The 24501-nt window shown below is 58.0% G+C and carries 28 protein-coding genes; 17 read left to right on the top strand and 11 right to left on the bottom strand.

Annotated elements, in window-relative coordinates; translation table 11 throughout:
- Nucleotides 1–422 precede the first annotated feature (422 nt).
- Nucleotides 423–1334 (top strand): AraC family transcriptional regulator, encoded by a 912-nt coding sequence (locus GG681_RS07540; RefSeq protein WP_153546694.1) that lies wholly within the window; start codon nt 423–425, stop codon nt 1332–1334.
- Between the two features lie 60 nt (nt 1335–1394).
- On the opposite strand, the gene GG681_RS07535 is transcribed toward GG681_RS07540, so the two are convergent.
- Nucleotides 1395–1919, bottom strand: a complete 525-nt coding sequence (locus GG681_RS07535; RefSeq protein ID WP_153546692.1) for a DUF6428 family protein — start codon at nt 1917–1919, stop codon at nt 1395–1397.
- A gap of 104 nt (nt 1920–2023) precedes the next feature.
- Here GG681_RS07535 and GG681_RS07530 point away from each other — a divergent pair, with 104 nt between their 5' ends.
- Entirely contained in the window at nt 2024–2392 is a 369-nt protein-coding gene (locus tag GG681_RS07530; RefSeq protein WP_214645135.1) for an ArsR/SmtB family transcription factor, read from the top strand.
- A gap of 206 nt (nt 2393–2598) precedes the next feature.
- On the opposite strand, the gene GG681_RS07525 is transcribed toward GG681_RS07530, so the two are convergent.
- Nucleotides 2599–2817, bottom strand: a complete 219-nt coding sequence (locus tag GG681_RS07525; RefSeq protein WP_153546690.1) for a DUF6500 family protein — start codon at nt 2815–2817, stop codon at nt 2599–2601.
- A gap of 253 nt (nt 2818–3070) precedes the next feature.
- On the opposite strand from GG681_RS07525, the gene GG681_RS07520 reads away from it, so the two are divergent.
- The gene (locus GG681_RS07520; RefSeq protein ID WP_194287156.1) at nt 3071–3541 is read left to right on the top strand and encodes a DUF2262 domain-containing protein; all 471 of its coding nucleotides are present in this window, start codon (nt 3071–3073) and stop codon (nt 3539–3541) included.
- A 34-nt stretch (nt 3542–3575) separates the two neighbouring features.
- On the opposite strand, the gene GG681_RS07515 is transcribed toward GG681_RS07520, so the two are convergent.
- The gene (locus GG681_RS07515) at nt 3576–4169 is read right to left on the bottom strand and encodes a LysE family translocator (RefSeq protein ID WP_153546686.1); all 594 of its coding nucleotides are present in this window, start codon (nt 4167–4169) and stop codon (nt 3576–3578) included.
- 72 nt (nt 4170–4241) lie between these two features.
- Here GG681_RS07515 and GG681_RS07510 point away from each other — a divergent pair, with 72 nt between their 5' ends.
- Entirely contained in the window at nt 4242–4694 is a 453-nt protein-coding gene (locus GG681_RS07510) for an Lrp/AsnC family transcriptional regulator (RefSeq protein ID WP_153546684.1), read from the top strand.
- Nucleotides 4695–5271: 577 nt separating this feature from the next.
- On the opposite strand, the gene GG681_RS07505 is transcribed toward GG681_RS07510, so the two are convergent.
- Nucleotides 5272–6234, bottom strand: a complete 963-nt coding sequence (locus tag GG681_RS07505; protein ID WP_153546682.1) for an L-malyl-CoA/beta-methylmalyl-CoA lyase — start codon at nt 6232–6234, stop codon at nt 5272–5274.
- Nucleotides 6235–6557: 323 nt separating this feature from the next.
- Between GG681_RS07505 and dgcN the strand changes: the two genes are divergently transcribed.
- The 3 genes from dgcN (at nt 6558) to GG681_RS07490 (ending at nt 9682) form a co-directional block, all read left to right on the top strand.
- Nucleotides 6558–7559, top strand: coding sequence for an N-acetyltransferase DgcN (gene dgcN, locus GG681_RS07500; protein ID WP_153546680.1), 1002 nt, complete (start codon nt 6558–6560; stop codon nt 7557–7559).
- A 125-nt stretch (nt 7560–7684) separates the two neighbouring features.
- Nucleotides 7685–8650: an N-acetyl-D-Glu racemase DgcA gene (gene dgcA / locus GG681_RS07495; RefSeq protein WP_153546678.1), complete on the top strand. Its 966-nt coding sequence runs from the start codon at nt 7685–7687 to the stop codon at nt 8648–8650.
- Nucleotides 8651–8821: 171 nt separating this feature from the next.
- Nucleotides 8822–9682, top strand: a complete 861-nt coding sequence (locus GG681_RS07490) for a D-amino-acid transaminase (RefSeq protein ID WP_153546676.1) — start codon at nt 8822–8824, stop codon at nt 9680–9682.
- A gap of 118 nt (nt 9683–9800) precedes the next feature.
- Here the strand turns inward: GG681_RS07490 and GG681_RS07485 are convergent, their stop codons facing one another.
- Nucleotides 9801–9980 (bottom strand): hypothetical protein, encoded by a 180-nt coding sequence (locus tag GG681_RS07485; RefSeq protein ID WP_153546674.1) that lies wholly within the window; start codon nt 9978–9980, stop codon nt 9801–9803.
- 86 nt (nt 9981–10066) lie between these two features.
- Here GG681_RS07485 and GG681_RS07480 point away from each other — a divergent pair, with 86 nt between their 5' ends.
- Nucleotides 10067–11029, top strand: a complete 963-nt coding sequence (locus tag GG681_RS07480) for a LysR family transcriptional regulator (protein ID WP_194287155.1) — start codon at nt 10067–10069, stop codon at nt 11027–11029.
- Here GG681_RS07480 and GG681_RS07475 read toward each other — a convergent pair whose 3' ends face one another.
- The 3 genes from GG681_RS07475 to GG681_RS07465 form a co-directional block, all read right to left on the bottom strand.
- Nucleotides 11030–11344, bottom strand: coding sequence for a DUF1244 domain-containing protein (locus GG681_RS07475; RefSeq protein WP_328593312.1), 315 nt, complete (start codon nt 11342–11344; stop codon nt 11030–11032).
- Nucleotides 11345–11446: 102 nt separating this feature from the next.
- Nucleotides 11447–11686 carry a DUF6868 family protein gene (locus GG681_RS07470; protein WP_153546668.1) on the bottom strand — a complete coding sequence of 80 codons (240 nt, stop codon included), beginning with the start codon at nt 11684–11686 and terminating at the stop codon, nt 11447–11449.
- Between the two features lie 114 nt (nt 11687–11800).
- On the bottom strand, nt 11801–12553 hold the full coding sequence (locus GG681_RS07465; RefSeq protein ID WP_153546666.1) for an N-formylglutamate amidohydrolase: 753 nt from the start codon (nt 12551–12553) through the stop codon (nt 11801–11803).
- A 210-nt stretch (nt 12554–12763) separates the two neighbouring features.
- On the opposite strand from GG681_RS07465, the gene pyk reads away from it, so the two are divergent.
- Together pyk and GG681_RS07455 are read left to right on the top strand one after the other, a co-directional pair.
- Nucleotides 12764–14209 carry a pyruvate kinase gene (pyk, locus tag GG681_RS07460; RefSeq protein WP_153546664.1) on the top strand — a complete coding sequence of 482 codons (1446 nt, stop codon included), beginning with the start codon at nt 12764–12766 and terminating at the stop codon, nt 14207–14209.
- 190 nt (nt 14210–14399) lie between these two features.
- Nucleotides 14400–14621 (top strand): hypothetical protein, encoded by a 222-nt coding sequence (locus GG681_RS07455; protein WP_153546662.1) that lies wholly within the window; start codon nt 14400–14402, stop codon nt 14619–14621.
- A gap of 93 nt (nt 14622–14714) precedes the next feature.
- On the opposite strand, the gene GG681_RS07450 is transcribed toward GG681_RS07455, so the two are convergent.
- Entirely contained in the window at nt 14715–15311 is a 597-nt protein-coding gene (locus GG681_RS07450; protein ID WP_153546660.1) for a VPLPA-CTERM sorting domain-containing protein, read from the bottom strand.
- A gap of 354 nt (nt 15312–15665) precedes the next feature.
- On the opposite strand from GG681_RS07450, the gene rpmI reads away from it, so the two are divergent.
- The 3 genes from rpmI (at nt 15666) to GG681_RS07435 (ending at nt 17608) form a co-directional block, all read left to right on the top strand.
- Entirely contained in the window at nt 15666–15866 is a 201-nt protein-coding gene (rpmI, locus tag GG681_RS07445; RefSeq protein WP_153546658.1) for a 50S ribosomal protein L35, read from the top strand.
- A 15-nt stretch (nt 15867–15881) separates the two neighbouring features.
- The gene (gene rplT / locus GG681_RS07440; RefSeq protein ID WP_153546656.1) at nt 15882–16247 is read left to right on the top strand and encodes a 50S ribosomal protein L20; all 366 of its coding nucleotides are present in this window, start codon (nt 15882–15884) and stop codon (nt 16245–16247) included.
- Nucleotides 16248–16537: 290 nt separating this feature from the next.
- Nucleotides 16538–17608 carry a Hint domain-containing protein gene (locus GG681_RS07435; RefSeq protein ID WP_153546654.1) on the top strand — a complete coding sequence of 357 codons (1071 nt, stop codon included), beginning with the start codon at nt 16538–16540 and terminating at the stop codon, nt 17606–17608.
- A 30-nt stretch (nt 17609–17638) separates the two neighbouring features.
- Here the strand turns inward: GG681_RS07435 and GG681_RS07430 are convergent, their stop codons facing one another.
- Both GG681_RS07430 and GG681_RS07425 read right to left on the bottom strand, forming a co-directional pair.
- Entirely contained in the window at nt 17639–18820 is a 1182-nt protein-coding gene (locus GG681_RS07430; protein ID WP_153546652.1) for an NnrS family protein, read from the bottom strand.
- A 135-nt stretch (nt 18821–18955) separates the two neighbouring features.
- On the bottom strand, nt 18956–20077 hold the full coding sequence (locus GG681_RS07425) for an adenylate/guanylate cyclase domain-containing protein (protein ID WP_153546650.1): 1122 nt from the start codon (nt 20075–20077) through the stop codon (nt 18956–18958).
- Nucleotides 20078–20280: 203 nt separating this feature from the next.
- Between GG681_RS07425 and pheS the strand changes: the two genes are divergently transcribed.
- The 4 genes from pheS (at nt 20281) to GG681_RS07405 (ending at nt 24479) form a co-directional block, all read left to right on the top strand.
- Nucleotides 20281–21357 (top strand): phenylalanine--tRNA ligase subunit alpha, encoded by a 1077-nt coding sequence (pheS, locus tag GG681_RS07420; protein WP_153546647.1) that lies wholly within the window; start codon nt 20281–20283, stop codon nt 21355–21357.
- A gap of 1 nt (nt 21358) precedes the next feature.
- Nucleotides 21359–21655: a hypothetical protein gene (locus GG681_RS07415; RefSeq protein ID WP_153546645.1), complete on the top strand. Its 297-nt coding sequence runs from the start codon at nt 21359–21361 to the stop codon at nt 21653–21655.
- Between the two features lie 394 nt (nt 21656–22049).
- Nucleotides 22050–23531, top strand: a complete 1482-nt coding sequence (locus GG681_RS07410) for an inorganic phosphate transporter (protein ID WP_153546644.1) — start codon at nt 22050–22052, stop codon at nt 23529–23531.
- A 108-nt stretch (nt 23532–23639) separates the two neighbouring features.
- The gene (locus GG681_RS07405) at nt 23640–24479 is read left to right on the top strand and encodes an alpha/beta hydrolase family esterase (protein WP_153546641.1); all 840 of its coding nucleotides are present in this window, start codon (nt 23640–23642) and stop codon (nt 24477–24479) included.
- Nucleotides 24480–24501 lie beyond the last annotated feature (22 nt).

The raw sequence follows: 24501 nt of genomic DNA, 5'->3' as shown, positions 1-24501 counted from the left end.
TTACACAGGTTTGCGTCGGTATATGGCCTTGAGATGCGGCAATTGCAACCATTGCAGTGGGCGTGGTTGGCATCTTTGGGTGTTTGTGAGCGGGGTGCTCCCGCCCACACAGGCTGTCTCCCTGCGGGACACCGCCTGTGCGGTTGGGCGTGGCACGGAGCCAAGGCTCCGTGCCACGCCCAAAATCCACCGATGGTGCTGGCCGTAGGCCAGGGCAATTGGGGGATGCGGGAGCGCCCCGCCTGATGCTGGATGCAAGGGCTGAAACCGTGAGGGGCAGTCAGATGCACAGGGGCAACGCCCACGCGCTGCGCGCAGAATAAAAGCGCGCGCTCAATGCCCGCCAACTCAGCAAGATTTGGTAATCGCGCCCGTGGCATGCAAGTCTTGAGAGAGCAACCCACCCCAAAGGATCCCATGCGATGCCGCATCACCGTCCCCCCTCCCTGCCACAGCAAGGTCAAGGGATCAGCCCCTATGAACGCCGCATCGCTCGGGTCATCGACTATATCCACCAGGCCGACCCCGATCAGCTGTCGCTGGATCATCTGGCCGATGTGGCGGCGCTGTCGCGGTTTCACTTCCACCGGGTGTTTCACGGGCTAACCGGGGAAACCGCAATACAGGCCACCCGCCGCATTCGTCTTAATCAGGCGGCTGTGGCGCTGGCACGGGGCGATCAGACGATGGAGATCATCGCCCATCACGCGGGATATGCCACGGTGCCTGCCTTTTCGCGCGCCTTTCGCGCCAGTTTTGGCAGGCCCCCCAGCCAGTTTCGCAAGATGGCAGTGGCGCGCGCACAGATCTACCTGCGCGCCGCGCTCTCTCAGCCCAACTCAGGAGAGAACCTCATGTATGACATTACCATTGAAAACGAACCCAACCGCACCCTGGCGCTGATGCCGCATCAGGGGGATTATCTCAAAATTGCACCGGTGTTTGAACAGCTCAACCTGCTGGCCAGCACCCGTGACCTCTGGTCCAATATCGAGGGCATGCTGGGCGTCTATTACGATGATCCCGACACTGTCGCCGCAGATGATCTCAGAAGCGCCGCCGCGTTGGTGCTGAAACAAGAACAGCCGGTCGAGGCCCCGCTCCAGCTGGATCATCTCACAGGGGGGCGCACGGCGGTTCTACTGTTCAAAGGGCCTTATGCGGGGCTGCATGCGGCCTATAAATTCTTCTACAGCACATGGCTCGCCCAATCAGGCGAAGAGCTGCGCGACGCGCCCCCCTACGAGCTCTATGTGAACTCCCCCTCTGAAACCGCCCCCGAAGACCTGCTGACCCGGATCTGTATCCCGCTGGCAGATCGCAAGCTGGGCTAAAACACTGAAAGGCCCTGCTTGGCGGGGCCTTTCGGCGCGCTGTCTCAGGTTTACGGCTGTTCAGGCGCAACATTGCGCTGTTGGCCTGCGCGCGCCGTTTGGTACGCAACAGGAGCTGACCCGCGCAAACGCTTCCGCATCACGACAGCAGCTATTGTCCCGTGCCGCATTTTTCTGCTGTGCCGGTTTACAAAGCGCGCGCGTTTCCCCCAGCTGCAATACAACCCGCCCCCGCTGCAATGTGAGAGCCTCAAGCGACATCAACCGCAGTTCTGCGTTGTTGTGGCCAAACTCGACCTGCAGCGCCGCATGTTTCAGTTCCGGCAGCGCAGTGATGCTTTTTTCCAAGATGTCTAGGAATTTGGCGAGGCGCATATGGGTCTCACCCGCGCCATCAAGCAGCTGCAGTCGGGCCTCCTGCCAGGTATCAATCCGTCCGCCGCAATCAATACCCTTTGCATGGTAGTGCCGCAATTCGGTGACGTGATAGCCCGCGGCAATTTCCCCCGCTGCGGTGGCAAAAACCAGCGGGGCGTTGGGATCATGGCGCTGCAGTTGCGTCATCAACTCCAGTAGCGTGTTCATCTCGACTGTCCTTATCTGAGTTCTTTTATTTCAATGATTCTTGAAATAATATGGGGGTCACGGCTTTGATTTCAAGTATTGTTGAAATGTGGGCGAGGTTGGATATGAAAAACTCTGAAAGGGCGGCTATGGAAGACGGGGTGATGAAAGAAGAGGGGGCGGCAGCGCTGTTTGGGGTTCTGTCCAACTCCGACCGGCTGCGCGTCATTCGGGCATTGGTTGAGGCTGGTCCCGCAGGTCTGAATGCAGGCGAAATTGCCAAAACCATTGCGGCCTCGCCGTCGCGGGCGTCGTTTCATTTGGCAGCGCTGTCAGATGCCGGCTTTGTTGTGCGAGAGCGGCAATCGCGCAGCCTGAATTACCGCGTCAATTTTGCCACCCTGGGTGCGCTGATTACTTTTTTGATGGAAGACTGCTGCAATGGGAGCACCGATCTTAAACGCTGCTGCCCCTCTGCATCAGGATGTTCATAAGGCGGGCCACTCGGGTAACCCCCAGATCTGTCGGCGGAAAAAACTGCCTGCGAGACACGCTGCCCCGCGCCAAAGTCGCCGCCAATATGCTTTACCTTAAATGATTAACCTCACCACACCGGATGCGCAAAGCTGCGGTCGCTCTGTTCCATGTCCCAAAATGTACTCACGGATAGCAAACGGGCGGGCTGGTCAACCTTGGTGCTTCAAACGCCCGAACGGATCATGTCTCTGATCTTTAAGGCTTTTTCGAAATGATCCAATTCATGCGTCTTGATCCACCATTCAGCAGCCTCCATGAGAAGCGCGGGATCGTCATTTTTATTCGCAAAAAACGCATAAAATGACAGGCCGACACTCTCACCTTTCTGGGTGATCTTTTTGTTGCAGATGTCGATTGCTTTGGCTCTGAGAGACTGCCGCATGGTGAATTGATACCTGTGTGTTTTTGATCCAGCGAATTAGAACATAAAGGGAACATTTGCGATCTGCAATATGGGGTGGTCGCGGGCCATCAAAATGTAAAACCATCATAAATGAAGCTTTCTTAACGGGGCTCTCCAGCTGTTGACCTGCGGGGTTTGCCACTTTTAACCTGCCTACAAACACGGGTGGATTTGTGCCCCGTGGCACCTTTTGAAACGGCTGTTTGCAGCAAAAAACAAAACGGAATTTGATGTGACCGCGACAGCTGATCAAATATTGGCAAGGCTCAGCCCCGACCCTCAGAACGATGCTGTTTTGCAAACCTCCTTTACCCATCAGGATCTGCCGGTCGCGCTGCGCATTGATCCGGATGGGGGTGAAATGACAGAGGTTCTGAACATTGCGCGTGAGCTTCTCCAGTCCATCGAAGACGTGCAGATGCGGATGCTGGCCACGGCCTCTGATGGCTTGCTGCAGAGCTACAATGAAACCTGGCGTTGCTACAGCGAACAACAGGCGGACGGCAGCCTGCATGATGTGTCAAACCCGGTGCTCACGGCGCAGCAGTTTGAGGCAAAGCTCAGCCTGCACACCATCAGCCTGGCGGGCGAGACGCTTGAATTTTACTACGCGGACGCAGATCTGTTTGCGGGCCATCAGATCTGCGTAACCGCGTTTGACGGGCTTGGCCTCACCAGAACCCATGTGGAACTTATTGGCTAATGCACCCGCCCATGCGGTTTCTGCCACGCCGTGCTTACACCCAAAACACCGCCAGCAATGATCCCAGCAGCATCGCCGCCATCGACCAGTTGAACAGGCGCAGTCGGGTGGGGTTGGTCAGGATGCGGCGCAATTGCTGGCCCAGCACCGTCCAGGTGGTGGTGGAAATACAGCCCATCAACACATAGGTCCCCGCAACCCACAGCACCGCCGCCAGGGTGCGATCGGTGGCATAAAGCGTCACCGCCCCCAGCGCCATGGTCCAGGCCTTGGGGTTGACCCATTGAAACGCCGCCGCCTGCAGAAATGTCATCGGAGTGGACCGGGCGCTGCCTTCACCGGGGGCAGAGGCATTGGCCACCTTCCACGCCAGCCACAGCATATAAGCAACCGAGACCACGGTCATCACCTGGGTCAGCACCGGAAACAGCTCAAACAGCTGCATCACCCCAAGCCCTACAGGCACTAGCATCAGCGGAAAGCCAAGCCCAACCCCCAGCATATGTGGAATGGTGCGGCGAAAGCCAAAATTGGCCCCCGAGGCCATCAACATCAGATTGTTGGGTCCGGGAGAGATCACAGTGCTGAGCGCAAAACCCGCAAGGGCGAGGAATATTTCATAAGTCATTGCGCAATATTGAGCGAGGCTTCACCAAATGAAATTGTGTTTTACTGCAAAATGCGTCAAATATTGCAACAAATGACGAAGATTGATCGCATAAACCAACAGATATTGCAGGTCCTGTCCCGCGATGGGCGGATCTCTAACCTTGAGCTGGCAGAGCGGGTGGGGCTGTCGCCCTCGGCCTGTCTGCGCCGGGTGCAAGAGCTGGAGCGCGCGGGCGTCATCAGCGGCTACCGTGCGGTGCTGGATCGCAGCAAGCTTGGCGCGGGGTTTGTCAGCTATATCGGCGTTGGGCTTGGGGTGCATAACAAAGACGCGCAGCAAGCCTTTGAACGCGCGATGGAGGTGGCCCCCGAAGTGGTGGAATGCCACAATATCACCGGCACCATCGAATATCTGGTGCGAGTCGAATGCGCCGATCTGCCGAGCTACAAAAAATTCCACACCGATGTTTTGGGCACCGCGCCCTATGTCACCTCGATCACCTCCTATGTGGTCATGGGCACGCCCAAGGATCTGCGCACATAGGATGCAACGGTTGATGTGTTTTATTTCAACGGCTTAACCGAGTGTTGCGCAGGGCGCGCGCGCCCCGCTGAGGGTCTGTTAAATCGCCTTTGTTAGCCTGTGCGGGATCGATCACCGGATTGAATGTGGCAATTCAATCCACCTGGAGTTGGCCCCCCGTTGTGGGGGGAGAAAAGATATCTGTTCTGTGGGATCTGTGGGCTCCCACCCGCCATCCGTTCGGCGGCGCCGCCACCTTATAATGACTGCGTCCAGCGAATGCGGTCAGGCCAGCAGACAACATAAACATTCAAGTGGGAACGCAGCTCAGTTCCCGGATCGGGGCAGGAGCTCCCAGACGGTCACATCAGACATGTGGCGGATAAAACGCATGTTTTGGGGGAGGTTTTGTGCCGCGCTACGCGCGTCAGCAGGTAAGGGTTTGTGCCGCGCTACGCGCGACAGCAGGTAAGGATTTGTGCCGCGCTGCGCGCGACACCCGGGGCCCGGCTGCGCCGGGCCCCTTGGGGCCGGGGATTTCAATACGCCAAAACGTAGTGAGGAAAAGAGCTGGGAGGCTGCAGTCCCCGGATCAGTCTCAGCTGCTTTGTGCGATCAGCTCGGATTGAGCCACGATGACCTCGGCCTGTTTGATCGAAGCAATATCCACCAGACGGCCTTTGTATACGGTGGCACCTGCACCTGATGCTTTGGCTTCTTCCATCGCTGCAAGGATCTCGCGCGCCTCAGCAACCGCCTCATCGGAAGGGGTGAACACCTGATTGGCCAATGCGATCTGTTTCGGGTGGATCGCCCATTTCCCGACCATCCCAAGGGTGGCAGAGCGTTTCGCCTGGGCGATATAGCCTTCATCGTCAGAGAAATCACCAAACGGCCCATCAACCGGCAAAACCCCATGGGTGCGGCAGGCAGCAACAATCGCGGCCTGGGCCCAGTGCCAGGGATCGGACCAATGCTTTTGGCCTTCGCGCAGCATGTAATAGTTTTCCTGGGTGCCACCAATACCGGTGGTCTGCATCCCCATAGAGGCGGCAAAATCCGCAGCCCCCAGGCTCATGGCTTGCAGGCGCGGGCTTGAGGCGGCGATCTCTTCCACATGGGCAATGCCCGCCGCAGATTCGATGATCACTTCAAACGACACGGGTTTTGTGCGCCCCTTTGCAGTCTCAATCGCCGTCACCAGCGCATCCACCGCATAGACATCCGCAGCGCAGCCCACTTTGGGGATCATGATCTGATCCAGACGATCACCGGCCTGCTCCAGCAGATCCACCACATCGCGGTACCAATAGGGCGTATCCAGCCCGTTGATCCGCACGCTCATGTATTTATTGCCCCAATCAACAGTGTTGAGCGCCTCAATAATATTGGCGCGCGCGCTGTCTTTGTCAGAGGGGGCAACCGAATCTTCGAGGTCGAGGTTGATCACATCCGCCGCAGAGGCCGCCATCTTAGGGAAAAGTTTGGTGTTGGACCCGGGACCAAACAATTGGCAGCGGTTCGGGCGGGCCGGGGCAGTGGGCTGAATGCGAAAGCTCATCTCGGGGCTCCTTAGGGTGATGGCATCGTAAAGGTAACGATATGTCGTATTTATCTATGTGATTGGTATATAGTTTCGCCCTTGCGCGCAATGATCATTTTGCACATGCAGCATTGTTTACAAATTGCACAGTTTTTAATCATCAATTGAGTGGAGACTTCTGCGTTAAATACGCAATTGCTGCATTAATCTTCGAAAAAATGCCCATTTCTTCGAAGAAGCTGCCGAGTGTCCCATAGAAAACAATACAATGCCGGGAGCTCTTGTTGCGAAAAACTCGATACATTGCCGTAACACTGATTTTTGCAACGGAGCGCTCTGACATGATTGAGACCCCTTATCTCCTGTTTCTGGGCGACGCGCCCGACATGCTGGCAGCCAAAGTGGCCATTGGAATCCGCGACTGGCGTCCCGATCACGCGGTGGGGCAGATTTCCCTGCCGGGCTGTGGGGCTGATCTGGGCCTGAAAGAGCTGAGCCTCCAGGAGGCCAAAGACGCGGGTGCCAAGACGCTGGTGATTGGGGTGGCCAACCGCGGTGGGGTGATTTCAGCCGAATGGAAAGCGCTCTTGGTTCAGGCGCTGGAGATGGGGTTTGATATTGCCTCGGGTCTGCACAACCTGTTGCGCGACGAAAATGAGCTGGTCGCCGCGGCGCAGACCCATGGCTGCACCCTGCATGATGTGCGCATCCCCACCGTGGCCTATCCCATTGCCAATGGTAAAAACCGAACCGGCAAACGTTGTCTGGCGGTGGGCACCGATTGCTCCGTCGGTAAAATGTACACCGCGCTGGCGATGGATGCGGTGATGCAGGAACGCGGAATGAAATCCACCTTCCGCGCCACTGGCCAGACCGGCATTCTGATCACCGGCCAGGGCGTGCCGCTGGATGCGGTGATTGCGGATTTCATGGCCGGTGCGGTGGAATATCTGACCCCCGACAATGACGATGATCACTGGGATCTGATCGAGGGGCAGGGCTCGCTGTTTCACATTTCCTACTCTGGCGTCACAATGGCGCTGGTGCACGGCGGCCAGCCCGATGCGCTGATCCTGTGCCATGAACCCACCCGTGACCATATGCGCGGCCTGCCGGGTTTTGACCTGCCCACATTGCAACAGCTGCGCGACACTGCGCTGCCCTTGGCGCAGAAATCCAATCCCGCCTGTCAGGTGGTTGGTATTTCAGTGAACACCCAGCATCTGAGCGAAGAGGAGGCCAATGCCTATCTCGCCAAGCTCGAAGCAGAGATGGGCCTGCCCGCGGTGGATCCGTTCCGCCATGGGGCGGATCGTCTGGTGGATGCGCTGGCTGCGGTCTGACGAACTTCTCCCGATCGGGGGCGTTTGCTGTGATGGTGGATGCCTCCGGCGGGAGTATTTATAAAAAGGTGAAGCTGGGGGCGGCGCTCTGCCCTTGGCGACCATGCAAAACGGCAGGACCACTTATGAATCTCAACGTCACCGCAGATGTGTTTAAACTGGCGCAGGTCTTTACCATTTCACGCGGATCGCGCACCGAGGCCAAGGTTCTGACGGTTTCTGTGGCGCAAGATGGCCATGTGGGCTGGGGCGAATGTGTGCCCTATGCGCGCTATGATGAAACCCTTGAAAGCGTGACCCGCGAGATCGAAGCGCTGCCAGAGCGGTTTGATCGCATGGCGTTGCAGGAGCTATTGCCTGCTGGGGCTGCGCGCAATGCCGTGGACTGTGCGCTGTGGGATCTGGAGTGCAAACAGGCGGGAAAACGCGCCTGGGATTTGGCGGGCCTGCCACAGCCCGGCCCTGAAATCACCGCCTATACGCTGTCTTTGGCAGAACCCGCCGAGATGCAGGTGCAGGCGGCCAAAAACGCCTTTCGCCCGCTTCTGAAGATCAAATTGGGCACGCCTGATGATATGGCCCGCCTTGAAGCGGTGCGCGCGGGCGCGCCAGACAGCACCATTATTGTTGATGCCAATGAAGGCTGGTCAGCCGAAGTTTACGCTGATCTTGCGCCGCATCTGGTGCGTCTTGGCGTGGCGCTGGTGGAGCAGCCTTTGCCCGCAGGCGATGATGATGCGCTGTTGGGGATGGAGCGGCCGGTGCCGGTTTGTGCCGATGAAAGCGCCCATGATTGCCAGAGCCTGTCCAAGCTGAAGGGCAAATATGATGTGGTGAACATCAAACTGGATAAAACCGGCGGGTTGACCGAAGCATTAAAACTGCGCGCGGCGGCACTGGCCGAAGGGTATCAGGTGATGGTGGGCTGTATGGTGGGATCGTCACTGGCGATGGCACCGGCTACTTTGGTGGCGCAGGGCGCGATGGTTACCGATCTGGATGGGCCGCTGCTTTTGGCGGAGGATCGCGAAACGCCGTTGCTGTTTGACGAAAAAGGCGTGCACCCGCCTGCGCGCGACCTTTGGGGCTGATTTCAGCGTGCCGCGGTGCAGAGCAGCTGATTGCCTATTCATGGCCGCAGAGAGGCCCGCCGCTTGGGTGTGCATGAATTTTGTACCCCTTTTGCCATCGCGCTTGACCTGCCTGCTTGACCTGGGCGACCAAGCGCCCGACAAAGCAAGAAATTCAACAGGAGTTGGTCCATGACCCGTACCGTATATGTAAATGGCGAATACCTGCCTGAGACCGAAGCCAAGGTCTCGATCTTTGACCGTGGTTTCCTGTTTGCGGATGCGGTCTATGAGGTGACATCTGTTCTTGATGGCAAGCTGATCGATTTTGAAGGTCACGCGGTGCGTCTGGAACGGTCGCTGAATGAGCTTGAGATGGCGTCGCCCTGCTCCAAGGATGAGCTGTTGGAAATCCACCGCAAACTGGTGGAGCTGAACGGGATCGAAGAAGGTCTGATCTATCTGCAGGTCACTCGTGGGTCTGACGGGGATCGTGATTTTGTGTTCCCTGCCGAGGATACCCCGCCGTCGCTGGTGCTGTTTACCCAGAATAAACCCGGCCTTGCCGACAGCCCTGCTGCCAAAAAAGGCGCCAAGATCATCTCGGTTGAAGACATCCGCTGGGGTCGTCGCGACATTAAAACCGTGCAGCTGCTGTATCCGTCCATGGGCAAGATGATGGCGAAAAAAGCCGGTGCGGATGATGCCTGGATGGTGGAAGATGGCTATGTGACCGAGGGCACATCCAACAACGCCTATTTCATCAAGGATGGCGTGATCGTAACCCGGCCGCTGTCAAACGATATCCTGCATGGCATCACCCGCAAGGCCGTGCTGCGGATGGCAAAAGAAGCGCAGATGAAAATCGAAGAGCGCCTGTTCACCATCGAAGAAGCCCAGGGTGCCGATGAAGCCTTTACCACCTCGGCTTCGGCCTTTGTGATGCCGGTTGTTGAAATCGATGGGGTGGCGCTGGGTGATGGTACGCCGGGCCCGATCGCAAAACGCCTGCGTGAAATCTATCTGGAAGAAAGCCTGAACGCCGCCATCTAAATCTGGCCAACCTGGCGTAAAATTGGCAAAGGCCGCCCTGAGGGCGGCCTTTTTTGTTTGTGAGTGGTGTTGGTCGTGTCTTCAAAGCTGAAAATTACTTTGAAAGTTGACTAAATTTTTAGTCGTTGAGCTGGCGTTGCGCCTGTTTAAGTGCGGCTTTTGCAGCCTCAAAGTCCCAGTTCCGCGCCCGTTCGATTGCATGATCCACAAGCGGTTTCAGGTCTGATACCTCTTGCGAAATACAATCTCCATCTGGGTGTCGCGCCGGGGTGCCATTGTAGATTTTATTATACGGCATCGAACGTTGTTCACCTTTTACCATGTGGTAAAATTCACTATCATTTGATCATGCGCATAAGATCAATCTGCGTTGAGGATAAACATATGACAAAAATAGATGTATCGCAGATCAGTGGTCAGTCTCTGCGGGTATTTCTAACGGTGTTTGAGCAGACATCGGTCAGTCAGGCGGCGCTGACACTGGGGGTGAGCCAGTCAAGCGTCAGCCATACGCTAGAGCGGTTGCGCGGGGTCCTTGGGGTTGAATTGTTTCAGAAATCGGGCCGTGGCATCAGCCCGACCCTGGCGGCATTGCGTCTGGCGCCGCAGGTGCGTGAAATTCTGACCGCGATTGAGGCGCTGGGCGAGGGCGATGATTACGACCCGGTGCAGGATATGCGCCCCTGTGTGATTGCAATGAACGGCGGCGCGATGGCAGTTGCGGCGCGGCGGATTCAATCGGTGTTATGGGAGCAGGTGCCCCAGCGCCAAATCCAGTTTCGCGAATTGGGATCGCGCGGCAATCTGGCGGATGTGATGCAGGGGCTGGATGTGGATCTGGCGATTGTGCCGCGGCTCAACGCCTATGCGCAATCGCTGCGCACGGTGCCGCTCTATCTTGATAAATCTGCGGTGTTTTATGATTCCAATGTGCGCGGCGCTGTGCAGACGGTTGCGGAATATGGCCGTGCCCGCCATGTGGTGCTGGATTTTGGCGGGGTGACCAAAAGCGCGGTGGAGCAGCGGCTGGAAGAATATTCCATCAGCCGCGAGGTCTGTATGGGGGTGCCCAATGTCTGGATGCTGGCTGAGGCGATCAGAGGCACCGATATGATTGCAACGCTGCCCAGCATGTTGTCGCATGGGGTGATGTCGGATCTGGCCCAGTGCAAGCTGCCCTTTCCCATGCCCGACATCTGTTTTGATCTGGTCTGGCACATGCGCCAGCAGCATTCCGCGCGCAACAGCTGGATGCGTCAGCTGATTATTGATGCTTTTGCCACCCGCTCACTGGATGGTGAAACCACCATCAACAGCAGCCTGGGCGCGCTTAAGGAAGAGGCGTGATCAGGATTTGTCTGACACGTTTTCCTTGAAGGCCACATCAAAGGCTGCCTTTTGGGCTTCGCTGGCGTCATTTTGGTAGTTGGCTTTCCAGTCATCCATGGTCATGCCGTAAAAAATCTCACGCGCGGTGTTTTTATCCAGATCAATGCCGCGTTCATTGGCGGCTTCTTGATACCAGCGGCTGAGACAGTTGCGGCAAAAGCCCGCGAGATTCATCATGTCGATGTTTTGCACATCGGTGCGATCCTGCATCAGATGCTGTTGCAGACGACGGAAGGCGGCGGCTTGCAGTTCAATTTCGGTCTGCGGATCGATGTCTGTGCTCATGTGGCTCTCTCACAATTCTGATGGCTGGCGCATAACTTAGCAGGTGGTGGTGGCTGCGACAATGAAGTGCCGCGCCTGCGCACGCAAGTGTCAGATCAGTTGCAGCGCAAGCCAGGGCCCAAGCGCGGTGACAAAGATCAGCAGTTTGTAGTTCCCCAGCCAGCGGTAGATCTCTGTGCGGATCTGATCTGCGGGCAGATCAAACAGGCGCGCATGCAGCTGGGTCGTGGTTTCACGAAAGCCCAGAATCAGCAGTACCGAGAGGGTGAACAGCCCAATATGCAGCAGGCTGAGCCAGCCAAAAAAGGCAGACAGGGTTTCAACAGACATACCACTCTCCTCTCCTGAAGGTGCGCGTTCCACCCTTTATATATGGGGGCGGCACCGCGCGGCGCAAAGGGGGTAGGGCTGTGAGTGAGCCTGTGACAGTGCCTATGACGGAGCCTATGATGGAACCTGTGCGAGCGCCTGTGGCAGCAGATCTGCCAGCCGTTTGGCCCAGGCGCGTTGCCCGGCTTCATCGGCGATCAGATCATTGCGCAATTCAATCAATGTGTTGGGGCGGTCATGTTTGGTGGCGTGTTTGTCAATGGAATCACCGGGGTAATAGCCGCTGTAGGGTTGATTATCCCCCACGGTGAGATCGCCCTGCTGGCGCAGCAGATCGATCACAATCGGGGAGAGGCGCTCGTGTTTGGGGTAAAGAATGCCAATTTCCCAGGGTCGTTTGGGACGGCCGCGCAATTGCGGCGTGAAAGAATGCACCGAGACAATCACGGTGTCTTTGCGCTGGGCGGCAATCTCGGCCACCGTGTTGTGATAGGGCAGGTAGCAGGCTTCAAGACGGCGGGTGAGCTCGGCGTCATCCGCGTGGCGGTTGGCCGGGATGATGGTGCCATCATAAAGTTTCATCAAAAGTGTCGGATCATCGGTGCCGCGGTTGGGATCGATAACCAGTCGTGAAAAATTTGATGCTACCACCGGGGCATTCAGCAACTCGCCGAGGTAGCGCGACACCCCATAGGCACCGGGATCATAAGCAATGTGGCGCGCCATATCTTCTGCGGGGAGGCCAAGATCTCCGCCGTTGATGAAATCGGGCACAAAATTGGTGGCGTGATCACATGTCACCAGCCAGCGTGAGCGCGCCGCGCCGTCATCAATAGTGCCATGGGTAAAAAAAGGGGTATATGTCATGGGCCTGTCATCCTTTGGTGGTCGAGCTTTACGGGAGTTGCCAGAGAATGGGAATTAGGCGATAAGGGCGCGGGAAATGTTTGCGATAACATTTTTCAGCTGGATCGTCAGCCGCTCGGGCACGTGATAGCGCCCCAGATTGCTGCTTGCTTCACCATTTGGGGCGGGCTGAGGCCGAAAAGGCCCGGAACACGAAGGAGAGAGATGTCGATGCGACGACAGCGTAACGTGAAAATCGTGGCCACCCTTGGCCCCGCATCCAATGATTATGACACCATCCGCGCCCTGCACGAAGCGGGCGCCGATGTGTTTCGTTTGAACATGTCGCACGGCAGCCACGAAGAGATTGCCGAGCGTCACAAGATCATCCGCAAGATTGAGGAAGATCTCGACAGCCCGATTGCGATCCTTGCGGATCTGCAGGGGCCGAAACTGCGGGTGGGCACCTTTGCCAATGACGCAGAAGAGCTGGTGGAAGGTGCAAAATTCCGTCTGGATCTGGATGACACCCCCGGTGATGTCACCCGCGTGAACCTGCCGCACCCAGAGATTTTCCAGGCGCTGGAAGTGGATGCCACGCTGCTGGTCAATGACGGCAAGATCCGCCTCAAGGTGGAAGAATGCGGCGAAGACTATGCCAATTGTGTGGTTGTCACCGGCGGCATGATTTCCAACCGCAAAGGTGTGAACGTGCCGGATGTGGTGCTGCCGCTGGCGGCGCTGTCGGAAAAAGACCGGGCGGATCTGGAATTTGTCTGCGCGTTGGGCGTGGACTGGCTGGCGCTGTCGTTTGTGCAGCGGGCCAAAGACGTGTTTGAAGCCAAGGGCCTTGCGGATGGTCGCGCGGCTATTCTGGCGAAGATCGAAAAGCCTGCGGCGGTGGATAATTTCGCCGAAATCCTTGATGCCTCTGATGGGATCATGGTGGCGCGGGGCGATCTGGGGGTTGAACTGCCGGTGTCGGCGGTGCCGCCCATTCAGAAACGTCTGGTGCGCAAATGCCGCAATGCTGCCAAGCCGGTGATTGTTGCCACCCAGATGCTGGAAAGCATGATCGAAAGCCCGATGCCAACCCGCGCTGAAGTATCAGACGTGGCAACCGCGATCTATGAGGGCTCTGACGCCATCATGCTGAGCGCGGAATCGGCGGCGGGTCAGTATCCGATCGAAGCTGTGACCACGATGGACCGTGTCGCCAAAGAGGTCGAAGCAGATCCCACCTATCGCGACATTATTGCAGCCTCGCGCAAATCGCAGGGCACCACGGTTGCTGATGGTATTGTGGCGGCGGCGCGTGAGATTGCGGAAAAGACCGATATTCAGGCGATTGCCTGTTTCACCCAAAGCGGCACCACCGCGCTGCTGACCGCGCGCGAACGTCCGTCGGTGCCAATTCTGGCGATGACACCGGTACTGGATACCGCCCGTCGTCTGGCGCTGAGCTGGGGCTGCAATTGCATTCAGGCGCAGGAAGTTGAGCGTTTTAAAGGTGCGGTTGTGGGTGCGGTACGTGCGGCGCGTGCGGGTGGTTTTGCCAATGAGGGCGACCAGATCGTTGTCACCGCGGGTGTGCCGTTCAACGTCTCGGGCACCACAAACATTCTGCGTGTCGCGCCGTGCGATGAGCGTCAGATCTACGCAATGGATCCCGAATAAACGCGGGCTTTCAACAGCTTGAACCAACGATGAGCGCCTCCCTTTCGGGGGGCGTTTTTTATGGGTGTTGCGATCAAGAGATAGCAGCGCCCAGAAGTTTTACGGTTTGTTGCCCGCATGAGATGAATCTTGGTAAATTGGCCCCAACTTTGGGCCGCGCGTGCCTGATTGTTTTGTGAGGAGCTTTGGTATGGACCCGGATTTATGTCTGGTTGTGGGATTGGCGCTGGGGCTGTTGTCGGTGCCCGCCTTATTGTCGGCGATCAGTGATTCACGTGCACCACGCAGCGGGGGGCTGACGCTTTTGGCGGCGGCGGGGCTGGTGGCCTATGCGGTGATGCAAAAACCCGGCGGCTATTCATTGGAGGAAATCCCCGATGTGGTGCTGGGGGTGATTGGCAGTTTTGTCTGAGCCCTATTTTGAGGCCAGATGTTGAAAGAGGGGCGCGTTGGCACCCCTCTTTTTATTTGAACGCTCTGATCTGAACGTACTGGTTTGAGCGGTTTAGGCTTTTTTGCGACGGCGCAGCAGGCCAAATGCGCCGAGACCGGCAAGCATCAGGGGCAGGCCCGCGGGCAGCGGGACCGGTGCGACGTTTGAATTGGATTCAACTGCCCCAACCGGGTTGGCCAGCAGATAGGTTTCGGCCGGGCGGCTGGCGCGGGAGCCTTCGCTGAAGGACAGCTCGGTGAAAGCGGTGTCAGTGATAAAGCCAAGGAAGCCGCCATCGGCAAAGGGAGAGATCTCTTCGGGCAGGGTGATGGTCTGACCGTTGATGGTGATCGAAACCGCAATGCCGGAGCCTGCGCCCACCGGTCTGAGATCCAGATCCGCGCCAAAACCAATCAGCGGGATATCAAAGGAAAACACCGTGTCGGCAGCGTCGTCCTGGTCGATCACGTCAAACAAAATACCGCCGGTGAGATCAACATCATCACCAGTGATGGTGAGCGGGGTGCTAGGATCGGTTAGGTTAAAGGCGCGCACGTCGGCAGCAGCAGCTTCAAATGACGCAGCATCGGTGAAAAATTGGAAGGTTGCAGCCGAGGCCGCAGCGGCGGAGGCAACAATAAATGTGGTGGCGAGAAGTACTTGTTTCATCAGAAAATCCCGGTGTCATATCATTAAAATAAAGGAGCGATTGGTCGGGGTAACAGCCGCGTACAAGATCTTCGGGCGGGTCACTCTTTAAAAACGATTCTTCCGGTAGTGGCCCTATTTACGGGTTGTCAGATGCGTTTTTCAATATGTATTAACGAAATGTTACCACGCGTGTGGAGCTTTGGTGCTGGCTTTACGGCGGGCAGAGCGGGAATTGTGTTGTAATGTGGGGCAAGGGGCAATCGGGGGCTTGTGTTCGAAGGCAAGACTGTCTAAATGGCCGCTCCATCGCGCGTCCGGCTAAGTGGCATGCCGAGTCGTGTGTTTTGCGAACCCGCATTGAAGGAGACGGAAATGCCCAAAATGAAGACGAAATCGAGCGCCAAAAAGCGCTTCAAAGTTACCGCAAGCGGTAAAGTGAAAGCTGGTCAGGCTGGCAAACGCCACGGCATGATCAAGCGCACAACCAAGTTTATCCGTGACGCGCGTGGCACCACCACCCTGTCCAAACCTGACGCAAAGATCGTCAAGGGCTATATGCCCTACGACCGCTAAGAGGAGATCTGAGATATGTCCCGTGTTAAAGGTGGTACCGTCACTCACGCCCGTCATAAGAAAGTCGTAAAGGCTGCAAAAGGTTATTACGGCCGTCGCAAGAATACCTTTAAGGTCGCGCGTCAGGCAGTTGATAAAGCGAACCAGTATGCAACTCGCGACCGTAAGAACCGGAAGCGGAACTTCCGCGCACTGTGGATCCAGCGTATCAACGCAGCCGTCCGCAGTCACGACGAGGCGCTGACATATTCGCGCTTCATCAACGGTCTGACCCTGGCAGGCATCGAAGTGGACCGTAAGGTTCTGGCCGATCTCGCCGTGCATGAGCCCGAAGCGTTTGGCGCAATCGTCAAGCAAGCGCAGGCCGCACTGGCTGCCTAAGCCGTTCTAAATGGCTGCTTAAGCCGTTATAAAAGATAGAAGAAAGCCCGTCAGATCGCTCTGGCGGGCTTTCTTCATGTTGGGAATGCGAATCGTGAGGGTTAGATCGATGACCGCCCCCTCAACTTGATTAAACCACAGCCTTGGCGGCTGTGCGCCTGCGCGAAAGTATGGGTTAAGGTAGCAAAATTAACGATATCTTGCCGATGCGTTCATAAATCTTAATTTTTCCTTAATTTGTACCGATTGGGTGATCAAAGCTGAGCCAACGTATAGGGGAGGCTCAGCTTTTGTCGCGTATCAGTGAATTGCACTATTCAAATGCCTATGCGGCGTCATCTGGGGTCTCTGAGTTCCTTGAGGTGGCGCTGTTGCCGCAGGATGATCCGGAAGATTTCACCGTTTCATTTTATAACGCTGATGGTCGGGTGGGGCTGGAGATCCAGTTGGACCACCCGGATGTGCGCAGCAATCTGGACCCTGAAACCGGTGAGATGATCTATGTGATCTCGGCCGATGATTTTGACATTCTGCTGACCGATCCCGATGGGCGTGGCTCCAATAACTATGAGGCCTATGCGTTGGTGAACACCGACACGGACGAGGTCGAAGATTTCTATGACATTGGCGGTGGCACTCGAAATATTGTAGCGCTGGATGGTCTTGCGGCGGGGGCGGTGTCGGAAAATATCCCGGTGCTGGTGGGGCCAAATTCAACCACCACCACGCTGCAGTTCAACCAGCCAGACCCGGATGAGCTGAGCTATGATACGATCGGGGCGGGTGATACCGGTGTGGCCTGTTTCACCGCAGGCACCCTGGTTCAAACCCCCACGGGCGCGCGCCCGGTGGAGCAGCTGCGGGCGGGCGACCGCGTGATCACGGCAAGCGGCGCGGTTGAGGTGTTGCGTTGGGCGGGCCAGACCACGGTGCGCGCGTGCGCAGAGTTTGCCCCAAAATTTGCACCGGTACGCATTGCCAAGGGCTATTTCGGCGCAGAGGACGATATCTGCGTGTCACCGCAGCACCGGGTGCTCGTGCGGGGTTGGCAGGCCGAGCTGTATTTTGGCTGCGATGAGATGCTGGTGGCGGCCAAGGATCTGTTGGGGCATGAGGGCGTCAGCCGGGCACCGTGTGATCTGGTGACCTATGTGCATCTGTTGTTTGATCAGCATGAGCTGCTGAACACCCAGGGGCTGGTGTCTGAAAGCTTCCTGCCCGGGGGTGAAGGGCTGAAAGCCTGGGACACCTCAGATGAGATTTATGCGCTGTTTCCGCAGTTGCGCCGCGATCCATTGGCCTATGGGCAGACCGCGCGGCCGGTGATGCCTGCGCGGGTTGCGGCGGTGTTGCGGGCCTAGTTTGGCAGGTGGGCTAGCGTGACAGGTGGCCTAGCGGCGCGGGCTGAACATCATCGGTGCAAAGCGCAGCGCAAACAGGGCAAAGGCCAGCATCCACAGGCAGGCAGAGCTGTGCAGCATTGGAACCGGGGCAACCCCCAGCGCCGAGATCACCCGCAACAGACCAGCAATGACCATTGCCATCAAGAACACCTGTTCCAAGCGGTTGGATTTCAGCGGTCTGCCGGAATGGCCCAGGCTTGCGCGGCTCATCACAGTGAGGGTCATGGTGCCAATCGCGCCCGCGGTCCAAGCGTGCAGCCCGGCCAGCGGATCAATCGCATCGGTGAGGTTGGCGCCTCCCAGTAGCAGAAATCCCAGCGGCACAAAGCCATAGCCAAAATGCAGCCCGCTGAGCAGCGGCTCGCGCAGGGTGCGCTGCCCCTGCCAGCGGCTGAGCCGCCAGATATGGGCGCAACCCGTAAGGATCAGTGCAATGCCGGTCAGCGCCTGTTCGGGCTGCGCGCACCACAGCATCAGCGCCGTGGCGCTGAGCAGCAGGATTGCCGCATCCGGGCGGGCAAACTCGGCCGGGGGTGCGCCGGGGATGTGATGCTGTTTCAACCAGTTGCGGGTGAACATCGGCACAATGCGGCCTCCGATGAGGCTGATCAGCAAGATCATGACGCCAAGGCCAATGCGCGCGCCCAGGCCCGAGCTGTTCAGCAGCGTATTGGATTGTATCAGGCTGGTTTCGTTTGCGCCCAGAATGAACAGGAGATTGCCCAGCGTATAAAGCGCACACAGCACAATGATCGGCAGGTTGCGCCGATTGCCGCCTTTGATCACCTCATGGGTGGCCACCAGGGTAAAAAGCAGCGGGAAGGCAAGCGCCATCGCGGTGTGCAATGGCTGAGCCGCGCCCCAAGTGATGGCGGCGCGCCCCATAAGCCAGAGCGTAAACAGCATCAGCAAGGGCAGGCCGGACACCGGTGCGCGCCCGGTCCAGTTGGGGATCGCCGTCAGCAAAAACCCACAGAGCACCGCCGCACCATAGCCAAACAAGAGTTCATGCACATGCCAGTCGAGCGCGTCCCAGCTGGGGGACCAGCCTGTGAGCCCGGTCCAGTAAAGGATCCACAGCGCCATCGAGACGGCACCCCAGATTGCGGCACCCAGAAACATCGGGCGAAACCCGGCGGAGAGAAATGGGATCGGGTGGGAGACAGGCATGAATTGGCCCTCCGGACGCGTGGTTGTTGCGACCAGACTATGCCTCTGAGTGCGGGGCACAATGAGACATTTTTGCAGGTAATTTCTATCTTACTGCGGCTTTTTCATGGGGTGGCCCCAGCTGGAGGGGCGGTTTTAATGTGATTTGGATGGTGCGCCGTCATCGCTGCGGGGTGCGCGCATCAGATGCGCCAGAGCGATTGCGCCGACCGGGAAGATCGACCAGGGGCCAGTGAAGCTCATCAGGTTGACGCAGATGAGAAACAGCATCAGCACCCAGGCGCGGGCGGGAATCGATTTATAGCTGTGAAACCCCATGGCACGCACGGGGTTGCGCAGCCCGTAGACCAGGCCAAAGACCAGGATCAGCCAGGCCAGGCCAAAATCACCAAAGGAGATCAGGTTGAACGCCACCGCGCCGCCAACGCCGTAGCGCAGCCAGATATGTGGGGGCAGGGAGCTGATGCGACTGCGCAGATCGCGGGGGGCATCACCGGGGGTGTCGCTGGGAGTATCATCGGCTGTATCGCTGGCCCGCATCCGTTCAGGTCCATCGGCTGTATCGCTGGCCCGCATCCGTTCAGGTCCATCGGCTGGCCTGTGGCTGTCAAAATCATCCGACCAGATCTGTTCGGATCTGCCCCGTTGTGGGGGGAACTGTGCGTTGGCCCGTGATCGGGTCTGCGTCTCTGGCTGCGGGCGGGGCGCATCCACGCGGGGGGCAAGTTTGGCAAAGGCCGCATCCACCGCGCCCGAGGTGGTGATGCGGTAGACGGAAATTTCTTCGGGGAGGTTTTTGGCCTGTTGCTCGCCAAGGTATTCAAACCCCAGCGAAAGCTTGTTGCGGATCTGGTCATAGACCTGACGCGAAATCAAAATGCCACCGGGTTCGGCCAATGATTGCAGCCGCGCCGCCAGATTGACGCCTTCGCCCAGAAGATCTTCGCCGTCGCAGATCACATCGCCCAGATGGATGCCAATGCGAAAACGCAGGCTGATGTCATCATCTGCCAGCTCTTGCTGTACCGCGATGGCGCAATGGGCGGCTTCCACGACTGAGGGGAAATCGGCAATCAGCCCGTCACCGGCGGTATTGGCGATGCGGCCACCGTGATGTTCGATCAGTTTGAAAAACACAGAGCGCGCCGATTTCAGCGCGCTATAGGTGCCCATTTCATCCGCTTCCATTGCGGTGCTGAAACGCTCCGCATCCGCGGCAAGTATGGTGGTCAGCTTGCGTTTAACCGGGGTGCTCATCATTCCTCTCCTGCGGGAGAATTTACCTGCAGCTTTCGCGCACAAGATGGGCTGCGGCAGCGCTGCATGCAAGAACAACATAGCATGTTTTGCGCCAAAACGCATGTTTTGCTGCAACGGATGATGCGGGCTCGTGGTGTCAGCCCCCTTGCGTTTGCCGACGCCTGTGGTAGCAGGGCCTAAGCAGAATTCGGGGGACCGTCATGGACGATCTTAAGGCAAAATATCTTTCTCAGATTGCAGAGGCTGCCGACGAGGCCGCGCTGGAGGCCATTCGCCTCGCCGCTGTAGGTAAAAAAGGTGAAGTGGCGCTGAAAATGCGCGAATTGGGCAAGATGACGCCCGAGGAACGCCAGGTGGCGGGCCCGGCGCTGAATGCCCTGAAGGATGAGATCAACTCAGCCCTGGCCGCCAAAAAGGCCGGTCTGGCGGATGCAGCATTGGATGAGCGTCTGCGGTCCGAGTGGCTGGATGTGACCCTGCCGACACGGCCGCAGCGCCGCGCGGGCACATTGCACCCGATCAGCCAGGTGAGCGAAGAGATCACCGCGATCTTTGCCGAGCTGGGGTTTTCCGTGCAGGAAGGGCCGCGCATTGACACCGACTGGTACAACTTTGATGCGCTGAATATCCCCGGCCACCACCCGGCCCGCGCCGAGATGGACACATTCTACATGAGCCGCGCCGAGGGCGATAATCGTCCGCCGCATGTGTTGCGCACGCATACCTCGCCGGTGCAGATCCGCTCGATGGAGAAACTGGGCGCGCCGTTGCGCATTATCTGCCCCGGTGGTGTGTATCGCGCTGATTACGACCAGACCCACACGCCGATGTTCCATCAGGTCGAAGGCCTCGCGCTGGATAAAGACATCTCGATGGCGAACCTGAAATGGGTGCTGGAAGAGTTTGTGAAGGCGTTTTTCGAGGTGGATGATGTTGAGCTGCGCTTCCGCGCGAGCCACTTCCCCTTCACCGAGCCATCTGCCGAAGTGGACATCCGCTGCTCCTGGCAAGACGGCACCGTGAAAGTGGGCGAGGGCGACGACTGGCTTGAGGTTCTGGGCTCTGGCATGGTGCACCCCAAGGTGATTGCCGCCGGTGGCATTGATCCCGAGATCTATCAGGGCTTTGCCTTTGGCATTGGCATCGACCGTCTGGCAATGCTGAAATACGGCGTCCCGGATCTGCGCGCGTTTTTCGACAGCGACCTGCGCTGGCTGCGTCACTACGGGTTCCAATGTCTGGACCTGCCAACGCTGCACGGTGGTTTGAGCCGGTAAAATGTTTTCCTGTGGCTACTATCTTGCGCGTTATATCGACTGGTGTGACGCGCAGGTGCTGCGGCTGAAAAGGTGGCAGGCCATTGCGATCGAAATGATCGCGGTGGTCTTTATTATTTTAGCAATCGAGGTTGCACCGGGCTGGCTGGCAGCCTTGGTGTTTTTAATACTTGCACCAGCTATATGGGTGTTTGGTTTCGTGGCTCACCGCCATTTTAAACGGGTGAATGAACAGAAACATTCTGCAGCAAGTCAACTGCGTAAGACGCAGAAGATGCTGAAGGGGTTTCGCAAGTAGGTGGTGGTTTGCCCGGGCCGATAGGCCGGGCAGCGCCCGACCCTCCCCCCGGGAGGGCGCTTCGCACCCACCCAGGCTCGGGCGCTGCCCTTGAGTTCCGTAAATCCTGCATGAAAAACGCGTTGCGCCCAGTCGGGCGGGCACGTGCCTTGGGTTGGAGTTGAACATTGTCTTGCGCTCGCCTTTGTGCGGTCTTCACCATGTGAAACTGGCGATCTCAGCGCAGATCTCACAGCCCGGCGTTGAGAGAGCTTTCGCCACAGAAACCGCGACGCGTGGATCAGTGAATATTGTAACGGTTTTGTAAAAGAATCACCCTTTCTCCGCCTCAGGCGCGTTGTGGAGGGAAAAACTTCCTGCTATCGGCTCCCGAAACATGACCATGGGAGCCGAAATGCCCAATAATGATCTTGATACCCGACATCTTGAGACGCTGGACCGCGATCTGGGACGGATCTCCAATCTGGAAATGGCAACTGCTTACGTTGGCCGCCCGCTGGTGGGGCCGGGGCTGGCGTTTGTCTTTATCCTGCTGACCTGTCTGGCAGCGGCGCTGCTGTTTGGCCAGTCATCCAACACCTTTATCGTGATTATCGCGGCCGGGTTTGGCGCCTATATGGCGCTCAACATCGGTGCAAATGACGTGGCCAACAATATGGGCCCTGCGGTGGGGGCAAATGCGCTGACAATGGGTGGCGCGATTGCAATTGCCGCGGTGTTTGAAAGCGCGGGCGCGCTTTTGGCGGGGGGAGACGTTGTCTCTACCATCGCCAAGGGCATTATCGCGCCTGAAAGCATGCAGACCTCAACCACATTCATCTGGGCGATGATGGCGGCGCTGTTGTCGGCGGCCTTGTGGGTGAACCTTGCCACCTGGATTGGCGCGCCGGTTTCCACCACCCATTCGGTTGTGGGCGGCGTGATGGGCGCGGGTATTGCGGCGGCGGGTTTTGCCGCGGTGAACTGGCCGACAATGGCAAAAATCGCGGCAAGCTGGGTGATTTCACCGGTGCTTGGCGGGGTGATTGCGGCGGCTTTCCTATGGTTTATCAAATCGCGCATCATCTATCAGGCTGACAAAATCGCGGCGGCGCGCCGTTGGGTGCCTGTGCTGGTGGGTATCATGGGCGGAGCCTTTGCCACCTATCTGGCGCTGAAGGGTCTGAAGAAGGTCATCAAGATCGACATTATCAGCGCGCTGGGTATTGGCGGCGCTGCGGCGCTGGTGATCTGGCTGGTGATGATCCCGGTTATTCGTCGCCAATCCGAGGGGCTGGAGAACCGCAATAAATCGCTGAAAGTGCTGTTCGGCATTCCGCTGGTGGTGTCTGCGGCGCTGTTGTCCTTTGCCCATGGGGCCAATGATGTGGCCAATGCGGTGGGTCCGCTGGCGGCGATTGTGCAGGCGTCAAAATCCGGCGATTTCACCGCGGCTGTTTCCATCCCGCTGTGGGTGATGGTGATTGGGGCGCTGGGGATTTCCTTTGGTCTGTTCCTGTTTGGGCCCAAGCTCATTCGTATGGTGGGCAGCCAGATTACCAAGCTTAATCCGATGCGCGCCTATTGTGTGGCACTGTCGGCGGCGATCACGGTGATTGTGGCAAGCTGGCTGGGCCTGCCGGTGAGCTCGACCCATATTGCGATTGGTTCGATCTTTGGGGTTGGTTTCTTCCGCGAGTGGGATGCAAGCCGCCGGATGAAAAAGGCCAAGATCGAAGTGCCTGCGGATCTGGCGCAAAACGGAGATGAGCGCAGCCGTCGTAAGCTGGTGCGTCGCTCACATTTCCTGACCATTATTGCGGCCTGGGTGATTACCGTGCCTGCGGCGGGGATCTTGTCGGCGGGCCTGTTCTGGCTGATCACCACAATCGCCTGATCTGATTGGTTCTGACTTTTAACGCGCCGCTCCCGGCTGGGGGCGGCGCTTTTTGTTGTGATGAAGATGTGAAGTGACCTTCAGCGCGGGGCTTTCTAGGGTGTCGCTATGAAACATCTGATTGCTTCGCTTCTTTTGATGACAGCGGCCAGTGCGGCCCCCGCGATGGGGCCCTGGCAGCAGACGCCGCATAAGACACCGCAGAACGCAGCCCATAGCAGCTGCCATCTGGGTCAGCCCTGTGCGCTTGGTGCGCGCTCCTATCATGTGATGGAGCCAGAGGGCTGGGATGGGCGCACGCCTTTGCCGGTGCTCGTGCATTTTCATGGCTGGGGCCGCAACGGGGTACATGCGCAGAAAAGCGACCGCATCGGCGCATCAACCCAGCGGCGCGGGGTGCTCTTGGTGACGCCCAATGGGCGGCGCAATACCTGGGATTTCTGGGGCGGTGATCTGGAAGATGTGAATTTCACCAATCAGGTGCTGCAGGATGTGGCGGCGCGTTATCCGGTGGATGCGGATCACATCTATGTGTCGGGCTATTCTTATGGGGCGGCGATGGCCTGGCGCTATGTCTGTGAGAGCGGCAACCATGTGGCGGCGCTTTTGGCGATTGCCGGTGCGATCCCGCCGGATGAAAATTGCGCTGAGGCCCCGCGTGAGGCGCGCCATGTGCATGGCACCAATGACACGGTGATGCGCGCGCCCTATAGCCCGTTTGGCGCGGGGGAGGCGATGGCGCTTTGGCGCGCGAAGCTGAACTGCGGTGCGGGGGCAGATGGTGGTCGCTGGCAGGTGCGCTCCTTTTTGACCTTCAGCCGCGAGGGCTGGGACTGTGCGCAAGGCGCGGTGGTTCTGGATCGCCATCCCGGTGGCCATTTTGTCCCGCATGGCTGGATTGGGCGGCAGCTGGATGAGCTTTTGGGCCTCACCCCGTCGTATCCTTGAGCCTTGAGCGCGACCAAGGCTT

Origin of the sequence: Tritonibacter aquimaris (assembly GCF_009617595.1) — a bacterium.
GTDB lineage: Bacteria > Pseudomonadota > Alphaproteobacteria > Rhodobacterales > Rhodobacteraceae > Epibacterium > Epibacterium aquimaris.
The sequence above is the reverse complement of the archived record's forward strand: the minus strand, read 5'-3'. Positions and strand labels throughout refer to the sequence as shown.

Excerpts from the sequence above, each read along its gene's own strand:
- GG681_RS07515 (WP_153546686.1), bottom strand. The coding sequence starts at position 4,169 with ATGACTTATGAAATATTCCTCGCCCTTGCGGGTTTTGCGCTCAGCACT.
- GG681_RS07405 (WP_153546641.1), top strand. The coding sequence starts at position 23,640 with ATGAAACATCTGATTGCTTCGCTTCTTTTGATGACAGCGGCCAGTGCG.
- GG681_RS07430 (WP_153546652.1), bottom strand. The coding sequence starts at position 18,820 with ATGCCTGTCTCCCACCCGATCCCATTTCTCTCCGCCGGGTTTCGCCCG.
- GG681_RS07415 (WP_153546645.1), top strand. The coding sequence starts at position 21,359 with ATGTTTTCCTGTGGCTACTATCTTGCGCGTTATATCGACTGGTGTGAC.
- GG681_RS07455 (WP_153546662.1), top strand. The coding sequence starts at position 14,400 with ATGGACCCGGATTTATGTCTGGTTGTGGGATTGGCGCTGGGGCTGTTG.
- GG681_RS07480 (WP_194287155.1), top strand. The coding sequence starts at position 10,067 with ATGACAAAAATAGATGTATCGCAGATCAGTGGTCAGTCTCTGCGGGTA.
- GG681_RS07530 (WP_214645135.1), top strand. The coding sequence starts at position 2,024 with ATGAAAAACTCTGAAAGGGCGGCTATGGAAGACGGGGTGATGAAAGAA.
- GG681_RS07490 (WP_153546676.1), top strand. The coding sequence starts at position 8,822 with ATGACCCGTACCGTATATGTAAATGGCGAATACCTGCCTGAGACCGAA.
- GG681_RS07535 (WP_153546692.1), bottom strand. The coding sequence starts at position 1,919 with ATGAACACGCTACTGGAGTTGATGACGCAACTGCAGCGCCATGATCCC.
- GG681_RS07525 (WP_153546690.1), bottom strand. The coding sequence starts at position 2,817 with ATGCGGCAGTCTCTCAGAGCCAAAGCAATCGACATCTGCAACAAAAAG.
- rpmI (WP_153546658.1), top strand. The coding sequence starts at position 15,666 with ATGCCCAAAATGAAGACGAAATCGAGCGCCAAAAAGCGCTTCAAAGTT.
- GG681_RS07505 (WP_153546682.1), bottom strand. The coding sequence starts at position 6,234 with ATGAGCTTTCGCATTCAGCCCACTGCCCCGGCCCGCCCGAACCGCTGC.
- pyk (WP_153546664.1), top strand. The coding sequence starts at position 12,764 with ATGCGACGACAGCGTAACGTGAAAATCGTGGCCACCCTTGGCCCCGCA.
- GG681_RS07450 (WP_153546660.1), bottom strand. The coding sequence starts at position 15,311 with ATGAAACAAGTACTTCTCGCCACCACATTTATTGTTGCCTCCGCCGCT.
- GG681_RS07425 (WP_153546650.1), bottom strand. The coding sequence starts at position 20,077 with ATGAGCACCCCGGTTAAACGCAAGCTGACCACCATACTTGCCGCGGAT.
- GG681_RS07540 (WP_153546694.1), top strand. The coding sequence starts at position 423 with ATGCCGCATCACCGTCCCCCCTCCCTGCCACAGCAAGGTCAAGGGATC.
- pheS (WP_153546647.1), top strand. The coding sequence starts at position 20,281 with ATGGACGATCTTAAGGCAAAATATCTTTCTCAGATTGCAGAGGCTGCC.
- GG681_RS07465 (WP_153546666.1), bottom strand. The coding sequence starts at position 12,553 with ATGACATATACCCCTTTTTTTACCCATGGCACTATTGATGACGGCGCG.
- dgcA (WP_153546678.1), top strand. The coding sequence starts at position 7,685 with ATGAATCTCAACGTCACCGCAGATGTGTTTAAACTGGCGCAGGTCTTT.
- GG681_RS07485 (WP_153546674.1), bottom strand. The coding sequence starts at position 9,980 with ATGCCGTATAATAAAATCTACAATGGCACCCCGGCGCGACACCCAGAT.
- GG681_RS07470 (WP_153546668.1), bottom strand. The coding sequence starts at position 11,686 with ATGTCTGTTGAAACCCTGTCTGCCTTTTTTGGCTGGCTCAGCCTGCTG.
- dgcN (WP_153546680.1), top strand. The coding sequence starts at position 6,558 with ATGATTGAGACCCCTTATCTCCTGTTTCTGGGCGACGCGCCCGACATG.
- GG681_RS07510 (WP_153546684.1), top strand. The coding sequence starts at position 4,242 with ATGACGAAGATTGATCGCATAAACCAACAGATATTGCAGGTCCTGTCC.
- GG681_RS07410 (WP_153546644.1), top strand. The coding sequence starts at position 22,050 with ATGCCCAATAATGATCTTGATACCCGACATCTTGAGACGCTGGACCGC.
- rplT (WP_153546656.1), top strand. The coding sequence starts at position 15,882 with ATGTCCCGTGTTAAAGGTGGTACCGTCACTCACGCCCGTCATAAGAAA.